This window comes from Streptomyces sp. NPDC050806, assembly GCF_055586425.1.
In genome coordinates, this window is record NZ_JBVJIF010000009.1 from 138854 (window position 1) to 159060 (window position 20207).

16 protein-coding genes are annotated in these 20207 nt (G+C 73.3%); 4 read left to right on the forward strand and 12 right to left on the reverse strand.

Going from position 1 to position 20207, the window contains the following annotated elements:
• The first annotated feature begins 104 nt into the window (after positions 1 to 104).
• A complete protein-coding gene (locus tag ACZ6WH_RS27870; RefSeq protein WP_432854416.1) occupies positions 105 to 1220 on the forward strand; it encodes a hypothetical protein in 1116 nt (371 codons plus the stop codon).
• Between the two features lie 80 nt (positions 1221 to 1300).
• Here the strand turns inward: ACZ6WH_RS27870 and ACZ6WH_RS27875 are convergent, their stop codons facing one another.
• A complete protein-coding gene (locus ACZ6WH_RS27875) occupies positions 1301 to 3031 on the reverse strand; it encodes a TIGR03767 family metallophosphoesterase (RefSeq protein WP_469731553.1) in 1731 nt (576 codons plus the stop codon).
• A gap of 282 nt (positions 3032 to 3313) precedes the next feature.
• Positions 3314 to 3874: an HPP family protein gene (locus ACZ6WH_RS27880; protein WP_469731555.1), complete on the reverse strand. Its 561-nt coding sequence runs from the start codon at positions 3872 to 3874 to the stop codon at positions 3314 to 3316.
• Between the two features lie 280 nt (positions 3875 to 4154).
• Here ACZ6WH_RS27880 and ACZ6WH_RS27885 point away from each other — a divergent pair, with 280 nt between their 5' ends.
• Positions 4155 to 5186, forward strand: coding sequence for an aspartate-semialdehyde dehydrogenase (locus tag ACZ6WH_RS27885; RefSeq protein ID WP_469731556.1), 1032 nt, complete (start codon positions 4155 to 4157; stop codon positions 5184 to 5186).
• 73 nt (positions 5187 to 5259) lie between these two features.
• Here the strand turns inward: ACZ6WH_RS27885 and ACZ6WH_RS27890 are convergent, their stop codons facing one another.
• The 3 genes from ACZ6WH_RS27890 to ACZ6WH_RS27900 form a co-directional block, all read right to left on the reverse strand.
• Positions 5260 to 5781 (reverse strand): DUF1203 domain-containing protein, encoded by a 522-nt coding sequence (locus ACZ6WH_RS27890; protein ID WP_469731558.1) that lies wholly within the window; start codon positions 5779 to 5781, stop codon positions 5260 to 5262.
• Positions 5782 to 5849: 68 nt separating this feature from the next.
• Entirely contained in the window at positions 5850 to 6197 is a 348-nt protein-coding gene (locus ACZ6WH_RS27895; RefSeq protein ID WP_469731560.1) for a type II toxin-antitoxin system PemK/MazF family toxin, read from the reverse strand.
• A complete protein-coding gene (locus tag ACZ6WH_RS27900) occupies positions 6184 to 6414 on the reverse strand; it encodes a ribbon-helix-helix domain-containing protein (RefSeq protein ID WP_469731562.1) in 231 nt (76 codons plus the stop codon). The genes ACZ6WH_RS27895 and ACZ6WH_RS27900 overlap by 14 nt, the downstream gene beginning before the upstream one ends.
• Positions 6415 to 6540: 126 nt before the next feature.
• On the opposite strand from ACZ6WH_RS27900, the gene pepN reads away from it, so the two are divergent.
• Positions 6541 to 9114 (forward strand): aminopeptidase N, encoded by a 2574-nt coding sequence (gene pepN / locus ACZ6WH_RS27905; protein ID WP_469731564.1) that lies wholly within the window; start codon positions 6541 to 6543, stop codon positions 9112 to 9114.
• A gap of 259 nt (positions 9115 to 9373) precedes the next feature.
• Here pepN and alc read toward each other — a convergent pair whose 3' ends face one another.
• The 7 genes from alc to ACZ6WH_RS27940 all read right to left on the reverse strand — a co-directional run bounded on the left by alc (position 9374) and on the right by ACZ6WH_RS27940 (position 16545).
• Entirely contained in the window at positions 9374 to 10519 is a 1146-nt protein-coding gene (gene alc, locus ACZ6WH_RS27910; protein WP_469731566.1) for an allantoicase, read from the reverse strand.
• A gap of 154 nt (positions 10520 to 10673) precedes the next feature.
• Positions 10674 to 11591, reverse strand: coding sequence for a LysR family transcriptional regulator (locus ACZ6WH_RS27915; protein WP_469731568.1), 918 nt, complete (start codon positions 11589 to 11591; stop codon positions 10674 to 10676).
• Between the two features lie 17 nt (positions 11592 to 11608).
• Positions 11609 to 12598, reverse strand: coding sequence for a DMT family transporter (locus ACZ6WH_RS27920; RefSeq protein WP_469731570.1), 990 nt, complete (start codon positions 12596 to 12598; stop codon positions 11609 to 11611).
• A gap of 118 nt (positions 12599 to 12716) precedes the next feature.
• The gene (locus tag ACZ6WH_RS27925; RefSeq protein WP_469731572.1) at positions 12717 to 13694 is read right to left on the reverse strand and encodes an acyl-ACP desaturase; all 978 of its coding nucleotides are present in this window, start codon (positions 13692 to 13694) and stop codon (positions 12717 to 12719) included.
• Between the two features lie 209 nt (positions 13695 to 13903).
• Complete coding sequence (locus tag ACZ6WH_RS27930; protein WP_469731573.1) at positions 13904 to 14146, reverse strand: hypothetical protein; 243 nt, start codon at positions 14144 to 14146, stop codon at positions 13904 to 13906.
• Positions 14147 to 14194: 48 nt separating this feature from the next.
• Positions 14195 to 16291 carry a 4-alpha-glucanotransferase gene (gene malQ, locus ACZ6WH_RS27935; RefSeq protein WP_469731575.1) on the reverse strand — a complete coding sequence of 699 codons (2097 nt, stop codon included), beginning with the start codon at positions 16289 to 16291 and terminating at the stop codon, positions 14195 to 14197.
• The gene (locus ACZ6WH_RS27940; RefSeq protein WP_030614919.1) at positions 16291 to 16545 is read right to left on the reverse strand and encodes a hypothetical protein; all 255 of its coding nucleotides are present in this window, start codon (positions 16543 to 16545) and stop codon (positions 16291 to 16293) included. The genes malQ and ACZ6WH_RS27940 overlap by 1 nt, the downstream gene beginning before the upstream one ends.
• 432 nt (positions 16546 to 16977) lie before the next feature.
• On the opposite strand from ACZ6WH_RS27940, the gene ACZ6WH_RS27945 reads away from it, so the two are divergent.
• The gene (locus ACZ6WH_RS27945; RefSeq protein WP_469731955.1) at positions 16978 to 20124 is read left to right on the forward strand and encodes a beta-N-acetylglucosaminidase domain-containing protein; all 3147 of its coding nucleotides are present in this window, start codon (positions 16978 to 16980) and stop codon (positions 20122 to 20124) included.
• The last annotated feature ends 83 nt before the right edge of the window (positions 20125 to 20207 follow it).

A 20207-nucleotide genomic window follows, 5' to 3' on the forward strand; every position in this document is an offset into this window, starting at 1 on the left:
ATCGGCCGTCGAACGCTCGTACTTTAGGACGCGGTTGTGCGTAAACGTCGACGGATCGGTAACAGCGGTTAGGCAGCGGCTCGGGCGAGGGAAAGGGCGGTGACATGAACCACAACACCCCGCTCTCTCCCCGCCCGTTGCACCACCTCTCCGATGTACGGCACCGCGTCCTGACCGCACGGCAGTTGCGCGAGCACGGCATCGCGCCGTCCGACCTCGCCGAGCGGTGCCGGCCCGGCGGCCCCTGGCAGCAGATCCTGCCGGGGGTGCACCTGCTCCACCCCGGCCCGCCCACCAGTGAGGAGCGGCTGCACGCCGTCCTGCTGTACGCGGCCCGGCGCACCCCGGCGGCGTCAGCGGGGCCGGACGGGGAGCCCGCCGTACCGCCGCAGGGCGGCGCCGACCGGCACGAGCCCGAGGCGATGATCACCGGGCTGGCGGCGCTCGCCCTGCACCGTTTCTCCTCCGCTCCCCCGCTGCTGTCCCTGGACCGCATCGAGGTGCTGGTGCCGCGCACGCGGCGGCTGCGCTCGGCGGGCTTCGCGCGGATCGTCCGGGCCCAGACGCCGCCGCCAGCGGTCGAGGTCACGGGCCTGCCGGTGGCCCCGGTCCCCAGAGCGCTGGCCGACGCGGTGGCCCGGCTGACCGGACCGCAGACCACCCGGTCGGGGTTCGGGGAGAGCGAGATGACCGCGCTGGAGGCGGTCGGCGGGCCGACTGCCATCCGCCGGCTGCTGAGCGAGGCGGTGCGCGGCGGGCACTGCGATCCGACCGCGGTGGTGCGGGAGTTGAGCCGGGCCCGGCTGCTGGGCAAGCCCCAGGTGATGGACGCGGTGGACGGCCTGCTGGCGGAGGGCAGGGCGCTCGCCGAGGGGATGCTGTACGCGCTGGTGCGGGACCACCGGCTGCCGGACCCGGTGTGGAACGTGGACCTGCGGCTGCCGGGCGGCCCGTACCTCGGCGGGGTGGACGCCTTCTGGCCGGTGCAGTCGGTGGCGCTGACGATCGACGCGCGGTCCCCGAAGTACGCCGACCGGACGCTGTGGCCGGAGCACACCCGTACCCGTGAGCGGCTGGAGCGGCTGGGCATCACGGTCGTGCAGGTGACGCCCAAGAAGCTGCGGGAGGCCCCCGAGCAGCAGGCGATGGTGGTGCGGACCGCCCTCATGGCGGCGGTCGACCGGGAGCCGAGCGCGTACGTGGCGGTGCTGCCGAAGTAGCCTCCGCGGCGGCACTCGCGGGAAGCGGGAGGGGCGGGTCCGGTGCCGGACCCGCCCCCGCGCGTTCCGCGCCTTCGGCGTCAGCGCTTGAGGAGGAGTTCGGTGTTGCGGTCGCCCGGCTGCCCGGCGAGGTCGGTGCGGGCCTCCGGGGCGTTGAGGGCGAGCTCCCGGTAGAGGGCGGCGAGGCCGGTCTGCGAGAGGTCGTGGAAGTCCGTGCGGTGCGGCGCCGCCGACTCCACGAGGGTGGTGAAGAGCGAGACCGTCCCGTCGTGGTTGTCCACCACCTCGATCACCCGCGCGAGCTGCGGGAAGTCGATGTGGGACGCGGTGGAGACCTCCCAGAAGCCGTCGTGCGCGGTGATGTCGTTCTTGTGGCTGTGGCCGTTGATCCAGGCCAGCACGTTGCGGTGGCCGGAGAGCAGCCGGATCAGCTCGTCACCGCCGTGCCGCCCCTCGTCCGGGCGGGCCGGGTCGGGACGGGTGTTGTCCATGGTCTTGCTGGTGTGGTGGCTGAAGATCAGGACGTAGGAGTCCTTGTGCTCCTTCAGCTGCCGCTCCAGCCAGCGCAGCTGGCCGGTGCCGACGGAGCCGGTGTAGTGGCCGCCGGGGTCGGTGGTGTCCAGGCTGATGCCGATCACGTCGTCGGACACCTGGAAGCTGTAGTACAGCTGGTCGTCGTGGACGTTGGCCTCGGTGAAGCCGTGGCCGTGCGGGCCCTTGCCGGTGTAGGCGGGGTCGAGGTGGGCCTGTACGTACTCGGCGCGGGTGAAGGGCGCCCGCCGCGGGTCCGGCGTCACCTGCCGGGTGTGCCGGCGGTTCGCCTTCATCAGGGTCTTGAAGTCGGCGCCCGTGGGGTCCAGGCCCTTCTTCACCGCCGTCCAGACCCGCTCGGCCTCGTCCGCCGGCAGCGTCTCCAGCTTCCGGCCACCGGTCGCGATCTCCGTCCAGTACGAGTCGCCGGGGGCGTAGCAGCCGCCGGGCAGCTGGTCGTGGTTGCCGACGGTGGTGTACCAGGGGATGTCCAGGCCGGGGCTGTGCACGGTGCGGATCGCGGCGTCCAGGAAGCCGGGCAGCCGCGGGAACCCGAGCTGCTTGTCGGCGTCGCGCAGGTCGCTGTCCGGCTGCCAGTACAGCTTCAGGTCGCTGTCCTGGACGCCTTCGTAGTGCCGCGGGTCACCGGTGTTGGGGATGATCCGGCCGCCGCTCATCGCGGCGAGGAACCAGTCCAGCTCGATCTTGGAGTTGTTGTCGGTGTTGTCGCCGGTGGTCATGGCGAACGCGAGCGGCGAGCCGGTGGCGGGGCCGCCCTTGAGCGCGTTGACCCGCTCGATCAGCGAGACCAGTCCGGCCACCGACAGCGCCTCCTGCGGCCGCCAGGCGCTCGCGGTCTGCGCGCGCAGGTACTCGTACCGCAGCGGGCTCTGCACGTCGACCAGGTGCAGGTCGGTGAACTGGACGAAGGAGGCGAGCGTGGTCCGCCGCTCGTCGCGCCCGGAGCGCGCCGACGCGAGTTCGGTACGGACGACGCGGGACCAGGCGGGGCCGTCGCCGAGGCGGCGGTAGCCGGCGGTGCCGCGCGGGGTGGCGACGGAGTCGAGGGTGGTGCCGCGGCGGAACGGCACCGGCGGCACGGCGGGCGCGGCGACCGGCTGCGGCGCGAAGGGCGGGGGTCCGGCCTGGGCCGGCACGGCGGTGGCCGTCCGGCCGGTCAGCCCGAGGGTGAGTCCGGCCCCGGCGGCGGCGCCGGCCACTCCGGTGGCGGCGAGGAAGGTACGGCGGTCGAGAGTGGCGGCGGACCGTGTGCGGGACATGCGCGAACTCCCCGAGTGCGGACGCGGTGGTGTCGGGGCGGGCCGACCGCCCCCTCACCAGGGATGTTTCGCACCGGGGGTGGACTGCGCGTGAACATGACCACAACGGCGGCCGCCCATCTCCGCACAGGGATCACGGCCGGGCCGGGGCGTGGTCCGCCCGCAACGGACCGCTCGCGGGCCGGGCGGCCGCGCGTCACGTCGTGTTCACCTCACGGGGTACCGGACCGCGCACGGGAGACGCGGGGTGTGCGCCGCCTCACCGGCACGCCGGGGCGCGCGTCACCACCAGTACGCCGGGTACTTCCGGGAGCTCAGGCGGTGCAGGCAGACGCCGACGGTGGAGAGGATCACGGTGGCCGCGGCCAGCAGGGCGAGGAAGGGCAGCGGGTCGGGCCCCTGGAAGCCGACGATGACGGAGGTCGCGACGCCGGGCGAGTGCGGCGTGCGGGCCAGGGACGTCGCCCCGAAGGCCAGCGCGCCGGCCGCGACCGCGCTCCAGACGCCGGGCCCCGCGGCTGCCACCACGAGGAAGCCGACGCCGGCCGCGAGCAGATGGCCGCCGATGACGCTCCGCGGCTGGGCGAGCGGCAGCGCCGGGGCACCGGCTATCAGGGCGGCGCTGGCCGCGAGCGGCGGGATGAGCACCGGGTGTTCGATGAGGGCGCCGGTCCCCGCCAGCAGGAGCAGCGCGAGGCCGATCGCGAAGGTCGCGGCCAGCAGGACGAGCGGCCGGGGGCGCGGCGGGGCGGCGGAGCGCAGGGCCCGCCCGGAGCGGGCGGTGCGTACGGCGTCGGGGGCGGTGGCCTCCGGGGCGTCGGCGGTCGGGGCGGGGGCGGTCACAGGAGCGGGGCCTCTCTGGGGGCTGGTACGCCCCGTTCGGTACCGGAATGTACGGTCTTCGTGCCGGCACCTCGTCGTGACCTTCGCACTGTCCTTCGCGTAGGAGATTATGGGAGGGCAGCAGCGACTCAGAAGTCACTTGTCCGCATGGCAAGATTCGTTTTCCGCTCCAGTCCGTGAAACCGATTGGACAAGGCGACGGGTGTCACACGCATGATGGGCGGACTTCTGAGCAGGGTTTCCTTTCGGAAATCGTCGCCAGTTCCCTAGAAGGAGAGCCATGAGGATCGGAATCGTCGGAGCCACCGGCCAGGTCGGCGGTGTGATGCGAGGGATTCTCGCCGAGCGGAACTTCCCCGTGGAGCAGCTGCGCCTGTTCGCCTCGGCCCGTTCCGCCGGTCGCACGCTCCCGTGGCAGGACACCGAGATCACGATCGAGGACGCGGCGACGGCCGACTACTCGGGCCTGGACATCGTCCTGTTCTCCGCCGGCGGCTCGACCTCCAAGGAACTGGCGCCGAAGGTCGCGGCGGCCGGCCCGGTCGTGATCGACAACTCCTCCGCCTGGCGGCGTGACCCCGAGGTCCCCCTCGTGGTCTCCGAGGTGAACCCGCACGCGATCGCGGACCGCCCCAAGGGCATCATCGCCAACCCGAACTGCACCACGATGGCCGCGATGCCCGTGCTGCGCCCGCTGCACGCCGAGGCGGGGCTGACCGCCCTGATCGTCTCCACCTACCAGGCGGTCTCCGGCTCCGGCCTGGCCGGCGTGGCCGAGCTGGACCAGCAGGCCCGCAAGGCGATCGAGCAGGACGCGACGAAGCTCACGCACGACGGTGCCGCGGTGGAGTTCCCGGAGCCGGACAAGTACGTCCGTCCGATCGCGTTCAACGTGCTGCCGATGGCCGGCTCGATCGTGGACGACGGCCTGAACGAGACCGACGAGGAGCAGAAGCTCCGCCACGAGAGCCGCAAGATCCTGGAGATCCCCGAGCTGAAGGTCTCCGGCACCTGCGTGCGGGTCCCGGTCTTCTCCGGCCACTCCCTCCAGGTCAACGCGCGCTTCGAGCGCCCGATCAGCCCCGAGCGGGCGACCGAGCTGCTGGGCGGGGCGCCGGGCGTGGCCCTCTCCGACGTGCCCACCCCGCTGGAGGCCGCCGGCCAGGACCCGTCCTTCGTCGGCCGTATCCGCCAGGACGAGACGGTCGACAACGGCCTGTCCCTCTTCCTCTCCAACGACAACCTCCGCAAGGGCGCGGCGCTGAACGCCGTCCAGATCGCGGAGCTGGTCGCGGCCGAGCTCAAGGGCTGACGCCGCCGGCACCACCGCGGGGCCCGTACGGACACGTGTCCGTACGGGCCCCGCGCCCTTCCGCCCCCCCGCGCTACGGCCTGCGTACCTCGAAGTGCAGGCAGCCGTACTCCACCGCCCGTACGTGCACCAGCGCGGTGTCCGGATCGGCGAAGGCCTCGTCCAGCGCGGCGTCCAGGGCCGCGTCGGCGTCCTCGGGCAGCTCCAGCAGCCGCCCGCCGGCGATGTGCCCGGCCGCCGTGTACCGCCGCAGGACGCGCAGCGCCCCGGTACGGGTGAACGGGTAGCCGGTGGTGTCCGGGTCCGGCCCGCCGCACTCCTCGGCGTGCACGAACACCGGCCCCTGCTCGTCGTACGCCCCCGGCTCGGCCCCCGTCACGGCGGCCCACCGCCGCAGCGGCGCATACGAAACAAGCGCGACCCGCTCCCCGGCCCGGACGGGCCGCAGACAGCACCGCAGCGGCGACCCCACGGAGCCCAGCAGGTCATCACCCCCGGCCGCCGTGTACGCCCGCACCGGCCGCCCGGCATCGTCAGCGGCACGAAGCTCCTTCAGCGCGGCGGCGTCAATGGGACGCGGCGTGTACTTGGTCATGCCCCCAGCCTGCGCGCGACGGCCCGCCACTTCCGGCGGCAATCGGACGTCGCACTCGCCGTCCGCCGTCAGAGCGCCAGGTGCCGCCGCAGGGCAACGTCGACCTCGGCCATGCGCTGCCGCGGAACCGTTCCGATGCGCTTGAGCAGCCGCTCCGGGGCCATGGCGCGCACTTGCTCGCATTGCGCCTTGGAGTCCTTCGCCAGTCCGCATTCGTCCGCCGGCAGCAGCGCCTGGAAGGGGTAGACCCGGGATGTGTTGGACGTCAGCGGCACCACGGTGACGACTCCCCGTCCGGTCCGCTGCACTATGGCGTTGGCGCCATCGTGGGAGACGATCACCGACGGGCGGGCCTTGTTGGCCTCGCTGCCGCGCGCAGGCTCGTAGTCGACCAGGTAGATGTCACCGCGCCTCATTGCCCAGCCCGTCCCCCGAGAATCGGTCCCAGAACGCGGCGTCGTCGCTCGCGTCCCATTCGGCGAACGCCGCCTCGTAATCGGCCTCCAGCTCGGTGGCACGCAAGAGCTCGATGGCGGCGTGTATCACGGCGGACCGCGAATCAGCGTCGGTCCGGGAGGCGTACTCGTCGACGAAGGCCACGTCTTCTTGCGGCAGGCTCACGCTGATCTTCATGACACCAATGCTACCCGGGTAGGAATATCGGTGCTACCCGTATTACCACTCGCCGTCCGAGCCCCCCGGCGTGGAAGGATGACGGAAACGTCGCATACGAAGGATCTACACCGAGGAGATGACCGCGTGCCTGGCACGAATCTGACCCGTGAAGAGGCGCAGGAGCGGGCGCGCCTGCTGACCGTGGACGCGTACGAGATCGATCTGGATCTGAGCGGCGCGCAGGAGGGGGGCGTGTTCCGGTCGGTGACCACGGTGCGCTTCGACGTGGCCGAGGACGGTGCGGATTCGTTCATCGACCTCGTGGCGCCGGCCGTGCACGAGGTGGTGCTGAACGGAGCGGCGCTGGACGCCGCCGCGGTCTTCCAGGACTCGCGGATCGCGCTGGCGGGGCTGCCGGCCGGAAGCAATGAGCTGAAGGTCGTGGCCGACTGTGCCTACACCAACACCGGTGAGGGCCTGCACCGGTTCGTCGACCCGGTCGATCAACAGGCCTATCTCTACACCCAGTTCGAGGTGCCGGACGCGCGGCGGGTGTTCGCGTCCTTCGAGCAGCCGGACCTCAAGGCCACGTTCCGGTTCACCGTGAAGGCGCCGGAGGGCTGGACCGTGGTGTCCAACTCCCCGACCCCGGAGCCGGCGGACAACGTGTGGGCGTTCGAGCCCACGCCGCGGATCTCCAGCTACATCACGGCCCTGATCGTGGGGCCGTACCACTCCGTGCACAGCAGCTACGAGAAGGACGGGGTGCGGGTCCCGCTGGGCATCTACTGCCGCCCCTCCCTCGCCGAGTTCCTGGACGCCGAGGAGATCTTCGCGGTCACCCGGCAGGGCTTCGACTGGTTCCAGGAGAAGTTCGACTACGCGTACCCGTTCGCCAAGTACGACCAGCTCTTCGTGCCGGAGTTCAACGCCGGCGCGATGGAGAACGCCGGCGCGGTGACCATCCGCGACCAGTACGTCTTCCGGTCCAAGGTGACCGACGCGGCGTACGAGGTGCGGGCCGAGACCATCCTGCACGAGCTGGCCCACATGTGGTTCGGCGACCTCGTGACCATGGAGTGGTGGAACGACCTCTGGCTGAACGAGTCGTTCGCCACGTACACCTCCATCGCCTGCCAGGCGTACGCCCCGGGCAGCAAGTGGCCGCACTCGTGGACCACGTTCGCGAACTCCATGAAGACGTGGGCGTACCGGCAGGACCAGCTGCCGTCGACGCACCCGATCATGGCGGAGATCCGCGACCTGGACGACGTCCTCGTCAACTTCGACGGCATCACGTACGCCAAGGGCGCCAGCGTGCTGAAGCAGCTCGTGGCGTACGTCGGGATGGACGAGTTCTTCCGCGGGGTGCAGCAGTACTTCAAGGCGCACGCCTACGGGAACACCCGGCTCTCGGACCTGCTCGGCGCGCTGGAGGAGACCTCCGGGCGCGACCTGAAGACCTGGTCGAAGAAGTGGCTCCAGACGGCCGGCATCAACGTCCTCCGCCCGGAGATCGAGACGGACGCGGCGGGCAACGTCACCTCGCTCGCCATCCTGCAGGAGGCGCCCGCGCTGCCCGAGGGCGCGACCGGCGAGCCCGTCCTGCGCCCGCACCGCATCGCGGTCGGCTGCTACGACCTCAAGGACGGCAGGCTGGTCCGCTCCGACCGGATCGAGCTGGACGTGGACGGCGAGCGCACCGAGGTGCCGTTCCCCGCGAACACCCCGCGCCCGGCGGTCATCCTGCTCAACGAGGACGACCTCTCCTACGCCAAGGTGCGCCTGGACGAGGAGTCCCTGAAGACCGTCACCGCACACCTCGGTGACTTCTCCGAGTCGCTGCCGCGCGCGCTGTGCTGGGCCTCGGCCTGGGACATGACCCGCGACGGCGAACTGGCCACCCGCGACTACCTGGAGCTGGTCCTCGCCAACATCGGCAAGGAGTCCGACATCGGCGTGGTCCAGTCCCTCCAGCGGCAGGTGAAGCTGGCGCTGGAGCTGTACGCGGCGCCGGAGTGGCGCGAGACCGGCCTCGCGAACTGGACCGACGCCTGCCTCAAGCAGCTGCGGGCCGCCGGGTCCGGCAGCGACCACCAGCTCGCGTGGGCCCGCGCGTTCGCCGCGACGGCCCGTACGGACGCGCAGCTGGACCTGCTCCAGAACCTGCTGGACGGCACGGAGGAGATCACCGGCCTCGCCGTCGACACCGAGCTGCGCTGGGCGCTGCTGCAGCGACTGGCCGCCACCGGCCGCGCGGACGAGAAGGCCATCGCGGCGGAGCTGGAGCGGGACCGGACCTCGGCGGGCGAGCGGTACGCCGCGACGGCCCGCGCGGCCCGTCCGACGGCGGAGGCCAAGGCCGAGGCGTGGGCGTCGGTCGTGGAGACGGACAAGCTGCCGAACGCCGTGCAGGAGGCCGTCATCGGCGGCTTCGTCCAGACCGACCAGCGCGAGCTGCTGGCCGCGTACACCGGGAAGTACTTCGACGCGCTGAAGAGCGTGTGGGAGGCGCGCAGCCACGAGATGGCGCAGCAGATCGCCGTGGGGCTCTACCCCGCGCTCCAGGTCGCGCCGGAGACGCTGGAGGCCACGGACGCCTGGCTGGCCGCGGCCGAGCCGAGTGCGGCCCTGCGCCGCCTGGTGACGGAGAACCGGGCGGGTGTCGAGCGGGCGCTCAGGGCCCAGGCCGCGGATGCGGCCGTGGCCGCGGGCTGAGCCGACATGCCCCGGGCGCCCGGTGGCCTACCGCGGCGCCGTCGGCGCTGAGCGCGCAGTTCCCCGCGCCCCTGAAGGGGCGCGGGGAACTGTCGTTATGCGGCTCCGCCGCGTGGGCGCGAGCAACCGGGACGGCGGGACGGTCCGCGGAGACGGATGGCGCCCCGAGCCTCGGCGTGGTGGTGCCGTCCGGCGCCGGCGCGATCGTGCGCGGCCGTCCGCCGGACGAGTCGATGATCCGCGGCCGTAGGCCGCTCCGTCAGCCGTTCAGCTCGTCGAAGCGGCGGCGCAGCTCCGCGCGGCCGTCCTCCGTGAGGCTGCCGTGCACGCGCATGCGGGCGAGGCCGCCGTCGGGGAAGACGTCGAGCCGTACGTGGGTGGCGGTCACCGCGGCCGGGAGCGCGAACCGGTGCGGGGTGTCCGGCTGGAGCTTCGTCTTCGGCAGGATCTCGAACCAGGAGGACTCGTCCTCCGGCGTGCCGTCGCAGCCGTACAGCGCCGCCCAGCCCGCGGAGTTGCCCTTGAGGTACGCCGTGTCGATCTCGATCGCGCGGATCTCGCCCTGCGCGGCGAGGCGGAAGCGGACCCAGTCGTTGGTGCCCTTGACCCGGCGGCGGCGGTTCTCCCAGCCGTCGTCCATCTTGCGGGAGAGGTCGGGCTGGATGATCTGGGTGGGCGAGGAGTAGAAGCGGTCCGAGGCGTCCTCGACCGCGCCGCCGTTCAGGACGGAGGCCAGGTCGACGGTGCCCAGCAGCTCCAGCCACTCGGGGTCGGCGACGACCTCGCCGTACACGCGGAAGCGGGCTATGCCGCCGTCGGGGTGCTGCTTGAGGCGGAGGTGGGTGAAGCGGCGCTCGGCGGTGACCTCGAAGCCGTTGGCGGCGTGGCCGCGTACCGGCGTGCGGGGGACGATCTCCTCCCACTTCACGTCGTCGGCGAGCAGCTGCTCCGGGCCGGGGCTGCCCGGTACGGAGGTGGCCTCGACGGTGACCTGCTGCGGGTAGTTGCCGCGGAAGTGGGCGGTGTCGACGACGACACCGCGGATCACGCCGGGCACGGCGAGGCGGATCAGCGCCCAGTCGTGCTCCTCGTCGGTCGGGAAGGGGTGGTCACCGTCGGCGCCGCGGCGGCGCCGGGTCTCCCAGCCGTCCATGATCTTGCCCTTGTGCCCGAAGTGCTCCGGGTCGAACACCGCGCGGTCCGGCTTCAGCAGGTTCTCGCGCTCGGCGAAGAACTCGTCGTTCGCGGCGATCACACCGGCACCGAAGCGGCGGTCGGCGAGGTCGACGAGCGAGGTGAAGGCGAAGTCCCCGCCGCGGTAGTCGGCGTAGGGGTCGCCACCGCCGTACGGGGCGGCGTCGTTGGCGTGCGGATCAGTGGAGGAGGCGGCCGGGGTGGTGGTCATCTCTGCCCTTCGTCGTCCGGGGGTGAGGTGTGCTCACCGCACGTAGTGCGTGTTCACACCATCGACCTTCGCAGAGCCGTTCGGGCAGGTCTATCGAAAGTTTCTGCAGTGGACGTGAAGCAAACTTGAAAGGTCCGCTCCCCCAGGACGCCGCCTACTGGTCCGACAGCGCCGCAGCCGCCTGGCGGAGGGCGGCCAGGGCGCGGGACATGCCGGGAGCGTCCTCCGCGCCCCGGCGGACGGCGGCGACGACGTGGCGGCGGGGCTGGTCGGCGTGGAGGACCCGGACGGCGACGCCCGCGCCGCCCCGCTCCGGACGCATCGCCATCCGCGGCACGAGCGCCACGCCCATGCCGGCCGCGACCATCGCCAGGATCGCCGCCCAGTCGGCCGCCGCGTGCGCCTGCTCCGGCACGAATCCGGCGCTCTCGCAGACCGTGGTGGTGATCTCCGACCACGGCCCGCTCCGCCCGAAGATCCATGGCTCGCCCGCGAGGTCGGCCAGCCGCAGCCCCGGCTCGGCGGCCAGCGGATGGCCGGCCGGCAGCGCCACGTCCAGCGGGTCGGCGAGCAGCTCGAAGCGGGCGAACTTGGGATCGCGGGGCGTGGGCGCGTGCGCCGCGAGGGAGAGCGCGAGGTCCACGCTGCCTTCCGACAGCAGCTCGTACGCCTCGGCGGCCTCGGCCTCCCGTACCCGGACCACCAGGCCCGGCAGATCCTCGCGCAGCCGCTCGACGGCGGGCACCACCAGCGCCGGGATCGCGGTGGAGAACGCGCCGACCTGCACCTCGCCGACCTCGCCCTGGAGGTAGCCGAGCAGCTCCGCGTCCGCCCGCTCCAGCTGCGCGAAGACCGCGTCGGCGTGCCGGAGGACGAGGTGGGCCGCGTCGGTCAGCCGGACCCGGCGGCCGTGGGCCTGGAGGAGGGTCACCCCGAGCTGCTTGGCGAGCCCGGTCAGCTGCTGCGAGACCGCCGAGGGCGTCATGTGCAGCGCCTCGGCGGTCGCGGTCACCGTGCCCAGCTCGCCGAGGGTGCGCAGGATCCGCAGCTTCTTGATGTCCCAGTCGGCCATGCGGGCAGCGTATGCGGTCACCGGGCGGCTCTTCGCCGCGCGCCCGCGGCCAGCAGCACTCCGCCGAGGATCAGACCCGTGCAGAGGATCTGCACCGGGCCGGTGCGCTCGCCGAGCAGGAGGTGGGCGAGCAGGGCCACGCAGACCGGCTGGAGGTAGTAGACGGCGCCCGCGCGGGCCGCGCCGACGAGGGAGATGGCCTTGTTCCAGGCGAAGAAGGCCACGGCGGAGGAGAGGATCCCGACGTAGAGCAGCGGTCCGACCGTGTCGGCGCCGGGCGCGAAGCCGCCCTGCACCGCGAGGCTGACGGCGTACGCGGGTGCCAGCATCAGCGTGCCGAGCACGAAGGTCACGCACAGGAAGACCGGGCCGGCGATCTCCGCCGGCTTGTGGCGCAGCAGCGCGCTGTACCCGGCGAAGCAGGCCATGGCCGCGAGCATCCACAGGCTGCCGGCGTTCAGGTCCAGCCGGAACAGGGCCGTCGGGTCGCCCTTGCCGATCAGGGTGAGCACGCCCGCGGTCGCGATCAGCATGCCGGCGGCGCGCCGCGCGCCGATCCGCTCGCCGCCGCGTCCGAACCGCCCGAGCAGCACCATCAGCGTCGGCGACGCGGCCATGAACATGCCCATGGTGCCGGCCGGCGTGGTCAGCCCCGCCTGGTGGACCAGGGTGTTGTAGAGGGCGACGCCGAGCAGCGAGGCCAGGAGCAGGAAGCGCAGGTGGCGGCGGAGGACCGCGCGCTGCCGCCAGACCTGGCGCAGCGTCAGGGGCGCCACGGCGAGCAGCGCGATCACCCAGCGCCAGAAGACGGCCTGCACGGGCGGCACGCTGTCGTGCAGCGCCCGGGTCGCGACGAAGCTGCCGGACCACGCCACGGTGGCGGTCAGCGCCAGCGCGAGGCCGGTGAGGGCGACGCCGCGGGCGGTGGCGGTGCGGGTGGTGGCGGGACCGGCTGGGCGGGGCGCGCCCCCGGTCCGTACGGCTTCTTCCTGGTCCAGGACTGTCACGGCTTCCTCTCGTCGGTGCGGAGGCATTTACCGTGACAGCCCTGGACTCCTCAGGTCCATCGAATGTTTTCGATGATTCTTTTCAGTGCAACTGAAAGATTGGCTGCAGACGCAGGGCTCAGCCCTTGCGCGCCGCCTTGCGGGCCTCCCGGGCCGCCAGCCGCTCGTCGAACTTGCGCGCCTGGTCGTCGAGGCCGCCCATGAAGAGGCCCAGCTCCTCCTGTGCCCGCAGACCGGCCGGGCCCAGGCCGCCGATCTCCATGACCTTCAGGAAGCGCAGTACGGGCTGGATGACGTCGTCGTGGTGGATGCGGAGGTTGTAGATGCCGCCGAGCGCCATCCGGGCCGCGGCCCGCTCGAAGCCGGGCATGCCGTGGCCCGGCATCCGGAAGTTCACCACCACGTCGCGCACCGCGCTCATGGTCTGGTCGGGGGCCAGCTCGAACGCCGCGGAGAGGAGGTTGCGGTAGAAGACCATGTGCAGGTTCTCGTCCGTGGCGATCCGGGCGAGCATCCGGTCGCAGACCGGGTCGCCGGAGTGCCGCCCGGTGTTCCGGTGCGAGATGCGGGTGGCCAGCTCCTGGAAGGCCACGTACGCCACGGAGTGCAGCATGCTGTGGTTGTTGTCGGACTCGAACCCCTCCGACATGTGCGCCATGCGGAAGCGCTCCAGCTGCACCGGGTCGACGGCCCGGCTGGTCAGCAGGTAGTCGCGCATGACGATGCCGTGCCGGCCCTCCTCGGCCGTCCAGCGGTGCACCCAGTTGCCCCACGCTCCGTCCCGGCCGAAGAGGGTGGCGATCTCGTGGTGGTAGCTGGGGAGGTTGTCCTCGGTCAGCAGGTTGACGACCAGCGCCGTACGACCGATGTCGGTGACCTTGGACTGCTCGGGAGCCCAGGGCTCACCGCCCATGACGCCGTCGAAGTTCCGGCCGTCGCTCCAGGGCACGTACTCGTGCGGCATCCATTCCTTGGCTATGCCGAGATGGCGGTTCAGCTCCTTCTCGACGACCTCTTCGAGCGCGTAAAGGAGCTGAGCGTCACTCCAGGCGGTCTGGCCGCGCTCTCCGTCATGGTGGGCGGGGGCGATGGTCATGCGGGGTCTCCTGGGGACGTGGAAAACCTTACGGCACCGTAGGTTACGGCATCGTAGGTTAGGACCACGTCAAGAGAATCCGCCGTTCCGATCGAGGGGCGAATTACGGACAAAAGCGGCTCATGGCATGACAAAAAGCGCCGAACGGTTCCTACGAACCGTTCGGCGCCGTGCAGTGCGTGGTGCCCGGTGAGCCAGGAGGCCGGGTGTCAGCTCTTCTTGGTCTTGCGGGACTTGTCGCCCAGCATGACCAGGCCGGCGATGACCAGGAAGAGGACGATGGGCGTCACGACGTAGAGACCGAGCGTCTCGACGACGCTCAGGCCCGGACCCGGGTCGTCACCGTCGTCGCGGGTGAGCGCGAAAGCAGGGGACGACATCAGCAGCAGCAGCGCGGTACCGGCGGTGATCGTTCCGGCGCGCAGGGCGTGGTTCTTGACCTTGTTGCTCACGTACCTCAACGTATCGGACGCCCGAGCGACCCGCGCGCTCGGGGTGCCCTAACGGCCGATGCCCGACCCCGGCGTCGCGTCGAACTCCGCCAGCAGCGCGCGCAGCCGTGGCGACTCCACGATCTCCTCCAGCGTCATCGGCCGGCCGTCCGCCGCGGCGATCGGCAGCCGCCAGTTCGGGTACTCGTCCCACGTGCCGGGGAGGTTCTGCGGCCGCCGGTCGCCCACCGCGTCCGGCAGCCAGACGCCGACCATCCTGGCCGGGGTGCGCAGCAGGAAGCGGTGCAGCGCCGCGACCGCGGCCCGCTCGTCCGCCTCCGCGTCCCCGGTCGCCGTGCCCTCCGGCAGCAGCCCCAGCCGGCCGACCCACTCCAGCCAGGTGGCGACCTCGGCCGCGTCCGCGGCGCGCGCCTCCTCCAGGGAGCCGTCCAGCAGGCCGATGCGGTGCCGCAGCGCGGCGTGCTCGCCGGTCAGCCTCCCCGCCGTACTGGGCAGGTCGTGCGTGGTGGCGGTGGCCAGGCAGCCGGCGCGCCAGCTCTCCGGCGGCAGCGGCGGCCGCCCCTCGGCGGTCCAGTCGCGCTCGAACCACAGGACGGACGTCCCCAGGACGCCGCGCTCCTCCAGGGCCTCGCGCACCCCGTTCTCGACCGTCCCCAGGTCCTCGCCGATGACCGTGGTGCCGGCGCGTGCGGCCTCCAGCGCCAGCACGGAGAGCATCGCCTCTGCGTCGTACCGGACGTACGTGCCCTCCGTGGGCGGCCGGCCCTCCGGGATCCACCACAGCCGGAAGAGGCCCATCACGTGGTCGATGCGCAGCGCGCCCGCATGCCGCAGCAGGCCGCGCAGCAGCGCGCGGAAGGGCGCGTACCCGGTCGCCGCGAGCGTGTCGGGGCGCCAGGGCGGCAGGCCCCAGTCCTGGCCCCGGCTGTTGAAGGCGTCCGGCGGCGCGCCGACGGACATGCCGGCCGCGAAGGCGTCCTGGCGGGCCCAGGTGTCGGCCCCGGTGGGGTGCACGCCGACGGCCAGGTCGTGGACGAGCCCGATGCGCATGCCCGACGCGTGCGCCGCGTGCTGGGCGGCCGCGAGCTGTTCGTCGGTGAGCCAGGCGGCCCTGCGGTGGAAGTCGATGCGGTCGGCGAGTGCCTGCCGCATCCGCTCGGTACGCGCCGAGCGGGGGTCGCGCAGGCCGTCGGGCCAGGCACGCCAGTCCGGGCCGTGTGCCTCGGCCAGGGCGTACCAGGTGGCGTGGTCCTCCAGGTCCTGGCCCTGGGCGGCGCGGAAGGCGTCGTGGGCGGCCTGCCGTTCGGCGCTCAGCGGCACCGTGCGCAGCAGCTCCAGCGCCTCGGCCTTCAGCTCCCAGACCGCGTCCCGGTCGATCAGCGCGCCGTTCTTCAGTACGGCGTCGCGGAGCGCGGCGGCCTGTCCGGCCAGTTCCCCGGCGCGCCGCCGGGCGGCGCCGGACAGCTGCGCGAACTCGGGGACGTCCGCGATCCGCAGATGCACGGGATCGGGGAAGCGGCGCGAGGAGGGGCGGTACGGGGAGGGGTCGGTGGGCGGTCCCGGTACGGCCGCGTGCAGCGGGTTGAGCTGGACGAAGTCCATGCCGAGGGTCCGTCCGGACCAGTCGGCCAGCCGGGCCAGGTCGCCGAGGTCGCCCATGCCCCAGGAGTGCCGGGAGAGCAGGGAGTAGAGCTGGACCATGAAGCCGTGCCCGCGACCGGACACGGCGGGCATCCGGTCGGGTGCGACGACGAGGTGGGAGTGCGCGGCGGAGCCGTCGGGGGCGGAGGCGCGCAGTACGTGCACGCCGGGCGGCAGCGGGGCCGCCCGCCCTCCGGGGACCAGGCCCCAGTCCAGGGTCCGCCCGTCCTCGGTGTCCACGCGCAGCGTGGTGCCGCCGGGCAGCCCGGCCAGGTCGGGCGGGCGGCCCTCACGGGTGACGAGGGTGGGCGGGAGGAGGGCACGCGCGGGGCCGTACTCGTACGCGTCCAGCGCGGCACGTACGGCCTGCGGCGTGGAGGCGTCGACGCCCAGCGCGGCCAGCACGGCGACGACCGTGTCCTCGGGTACATGGACGGTGCGGCCCGGCGCGGGCTCGTAGGACGTAGTGACGCCGTGCAGCCGGGCGAGCCGCGCTCGGCCCATCAGACCTCCATGGACTCCGTGCCGTAGCCGGCGGCGGCGGGCTCACTGGTGAGCGGCAGCTCGGCGGCGATCGGGGTCTCGCTGGTGAGGGGGGTGCTGTCGGCGAGCGGGGGCTCGCTGGTCAGGGGAGGCTCGGAGAAGGTGAACGAGCCGCATCCGTCCAAGCCGCAGTCCGGGTCGGAGACCCCTGCCAGCAGATCCGGCTCGGTCGGTTTGGAGAGGGCGTCGAGAAGAAGCTGAGCGGACGGAGCCACGAGGGCCTCCCGTTCGTCGAGAGTAGGACAACCGGGCCCTACCCAATCCATGCCGCCGCAGACGTATCCGGTCACTAAACGTGTTCCACCTCACACCCCCGCTTCGGCGAACGATTTAGCGGCGGGGCCGGTCACTCACGCAGGAGATCCCGACTAAATGGACATCATAGCGAAACTCCTGCGGCATTTCCCTCGGACCGCCATTCCCGGGGGCCCCGGGGGCCACACAGGGCAAACGGGGGCACTTCGGTTGTCGTCGTTGACACCTCGACCCCCGAGTGGTGGGCTCACAGCCCATGGCGGCCGCTCCGCCGACCGACCACGCGGAGCCGGCCCGCCGGCGAGGCTGCAGACCGACGGGGACGAGGAGAGGCCGTGCGATTCCGTGGCGCCGGCGCCAGGAAACGGAACGGCGCCGGGTCCGGCGCCAGGGTGGCAGGCACGACAGCGCTGGCCGCCGCCGTCATAGGGGGACTTCTCGGTGGTGTACCGGCCGCCCAGGCCGCACCCGAGGAGCCGCCCGTCGGCGCTCCCGACCGGGCCACCGACGCGGGCGACCCGCCCGCCGTGTGGCCCCGCCCCCAGTCGATGCGGAGCCTGGGCACGGCCGTGCCGCTGGGCACCGCCGTCACGGTCGTCGCCGCCGAGGACACCGACCCGTACGCCGTCGAGGCGCTCCTGAAGCTTTTGCGGGGCGCGGGGGTGCGCACGGTCCACGAGGCGCGCCCCGGTGCGCCGGTGGCCGGCGCCGGGCCGCTGATCCACGTCGGCGGGCGGCACGCGGCCGACGCGCTGCGGGCCCTGCACGCCCCGGCCCGCGGCACGGACCTGCCGTCCGGCGGCTACCGCCTGGCCGTGGGAGAGGTCGCGGGACGCGCCACCGTCGCCATGGAGGGCGCGGGCCCCGACGGGGTCTTCCACGCCGTGCAGACGCTGCGGCAGCTCGTCACGGACGGCCCGGACGGCGGCCGGCGGCTGGCCTCCGTCGCCGTGCGCGACTGGCCGGGCACCGCGGCCCGCGGCACCACCGAGGGCTTCTTCGGCGCGCCCTGGTCCCAGGGCGAGCGCCTCGCGCAGCTGGACTTCATGGGCCGTACGAAGCAGAACCGCTACCTGTACGCGGCCGGCGACGACCCCTACCGCCAGGCCCGCTGGCGCGACCCGTACCCCGCCGCGCAGCGCGCCCACTTCCGCGAGCTGGCCGAGCGGGCCCGCGCCAACCACGTCACACTGGGCTGGGCCGTCTCCCCCGGCCAGTCGCTGTGCATGTCCTCCGCCGAGGACGTGCGCGCGCTGAAACGCAAGGTCGACGCCATGTGGGCGCTGGGCGTGCGCGACTTCCAGCTCCAGTTCCAGGACGTCAGCTACAGCGAGTGGCACTGCGACGCCGACCGGGACGCCTTCGGCACCGGGCCGGAGGCCGCGGCCCGCGCCCAGGCGCAGGTGGCGAACGCCCTCGCCGCGCACCTGGCCGAGCGCCACCCCGGCTCGGCGCCGCTCTCGCTGATGCCCACGGAGTACTACCAGGACGGCTCGACCACGTACCGCGACGCGCTGGCGGGCGCGCTCGCGGAGCGGGTGGCGGTGGCCTGGACCGGCGTCGGCGTCGTGCCCCGCACCATCACCGGGCGTGAACTGGCCACCACCCGCGAGGCGTTCGGGCACCCCCTGATCACGATGGACAACTACCCGGTCAACGACTACGCGCAGGACCGGATCTTCCTCGGCCCGTACACCGGCCGCGAGCCCGCCGTCGCCACCGGCTCCGCGGCGCTCCTCGCCAACGCGATGGCCCAGCCCACGGCCTCCCGCATCCCGCTCTTCACCGCCGCCGACTACGCCTGGAACCCCCGCGACTACCGCCCCCGGGAGTCCTGGCGGGCGGCCATCGACGCGCTCGCCGCCGACCTGACGGACGGCACGGAAGCGCCGGCCGGGGGCCCGGCCGCGCCCGCCGGCGGCCCGGCCGCCGAGGACCGCCGGGCCCGTACCAGGGCGGCGCTGCACGCCCTCGCGGGCAACGACGCCTCGTCCGTCCTGCACCCCGGCGAGTCGGGCTACCTCCGCCCGCTCATCGACCGCTTCTGGGCGACCCGCGCCGCCTCGATCAACGGCGGCGACACGGCCGACGACGAGGAGTACATCAAGGCCGCCGCCGCGCTCCGCTCGGCGTTCCGCACCATGAGCGAGGTCCCCGACCACCTGACCGGCGGCCTCGCCGACGAGGTGCGCCCCTGGTCCGAACAGCTGGCGCGGTACGGCCGGGCCGGGGTGCAGGCCGTCGACATGCTGCGCGCCCAGGCCCGCGGCGACGGGTCCGCCGCGTGGCGGGCCCAGCGGTCCGCCGAGGGGCTGCGCAAGGACATCGGCGAGCGGGCCGCGACGGTCGGCAAGGGCGTCCTCGGCCCGTTCCTCGACCGTGCCCTGCGCGAGTCCGACGCCTGGACCGGCGCCGCCTCCGACGCCCCGGCGCCGCACGAGGCGGCCCACGCCACGTCCCTGACCGTGCCGTTCGCACGCAGCCGTACGCTCTCCGCCGTCACCGCGCTCACCGACCCGTCCCGGGACGCCGCGCGCGCCACCGTGGAGGCGCGCGTGCCGGGCGAGGGCTGGCGCCGCATCGGCCGCCTCGCCGCCTCCGGCTGGACCCAGGCGGCGGCCCACGGCCTGCGCGCCGACGCGATCCGGCTGCACTGGGACGAGGACGGCCCGGCCCCCTCGGTGAAGTCCCTCACGCCGTGGTTCGACGACACGGCGCCGGCCGGCCTTGAACTCTCCCGGAAGGACGTGGACGCCGACACCGGCGGCACGGTCTCCGTCGACGCGCTGGTCTTCTCCCGCCGCCCCTCCGACGTCCACGGACGGCTCCGCGTCAAGGCACCCAAGGGCTTCGCCGTGCACGCCCCCGACCGGCTCACCGCGCCGCGCGGCGGCACCGCGACCACCCGCGTCCGGATCTCCGTGCCGGAGGACGCCCGCTCCGGGACGTACGAGATCCCGGTCTCCTTCGGGGACGAGGAGCAGACCCTGACCGTACGTACGTTCCCGCCGGCCGGCGGGAAGGACCTGGCGCGCGGCGCGCGGGCGACCTCCTCCGGCGACGAGACGGCCGACTTCCCCGCCTCGGCGGCCACCGACGGCGACCCGAAGACCCGCTGGTCCTCACCGGCCGAGGACGGCGCCTGGCTGCAGTTCGCCCTGGACCGCCCGGTCCGCCTGGGCCGGCTCGTCCTCCACTGGCAGGACGCGCACGCCGCGCGCTACCGGATCCAGGTCTCGCCCGACGGCCGCACCTGGCGCACGGCCGCCACCGTGCGTGACGGCAAGGGCGGCCGCGAGTCCGTCCGGCTGGACGCGAAGGACGTCCGCCACGTCCGCATCCAGGGCGACAAGCGGGCGACCCGCTTCGGCTACTCGCTGTGGGGCGTGGAGGCGTATGCGGTCTCCGACCGCGGGCAACGGGACGACCCGGGCCACGGGGGCGACAGCGGTCGCCGGGACGGTGACGGGCGCCGGGACGAGCACGGCCGCGGGGACGACGGCCGCCGGAACGGCGGGGGCCACCCGCAGCGGGGATGACCGTCCGGTGGCCCGGTGCGGCCACGTCGTGGCTGGTCGCGCAGTGCCCCGCGCCCCTTCAGGGGCGCGGGGTACCGGCTCCG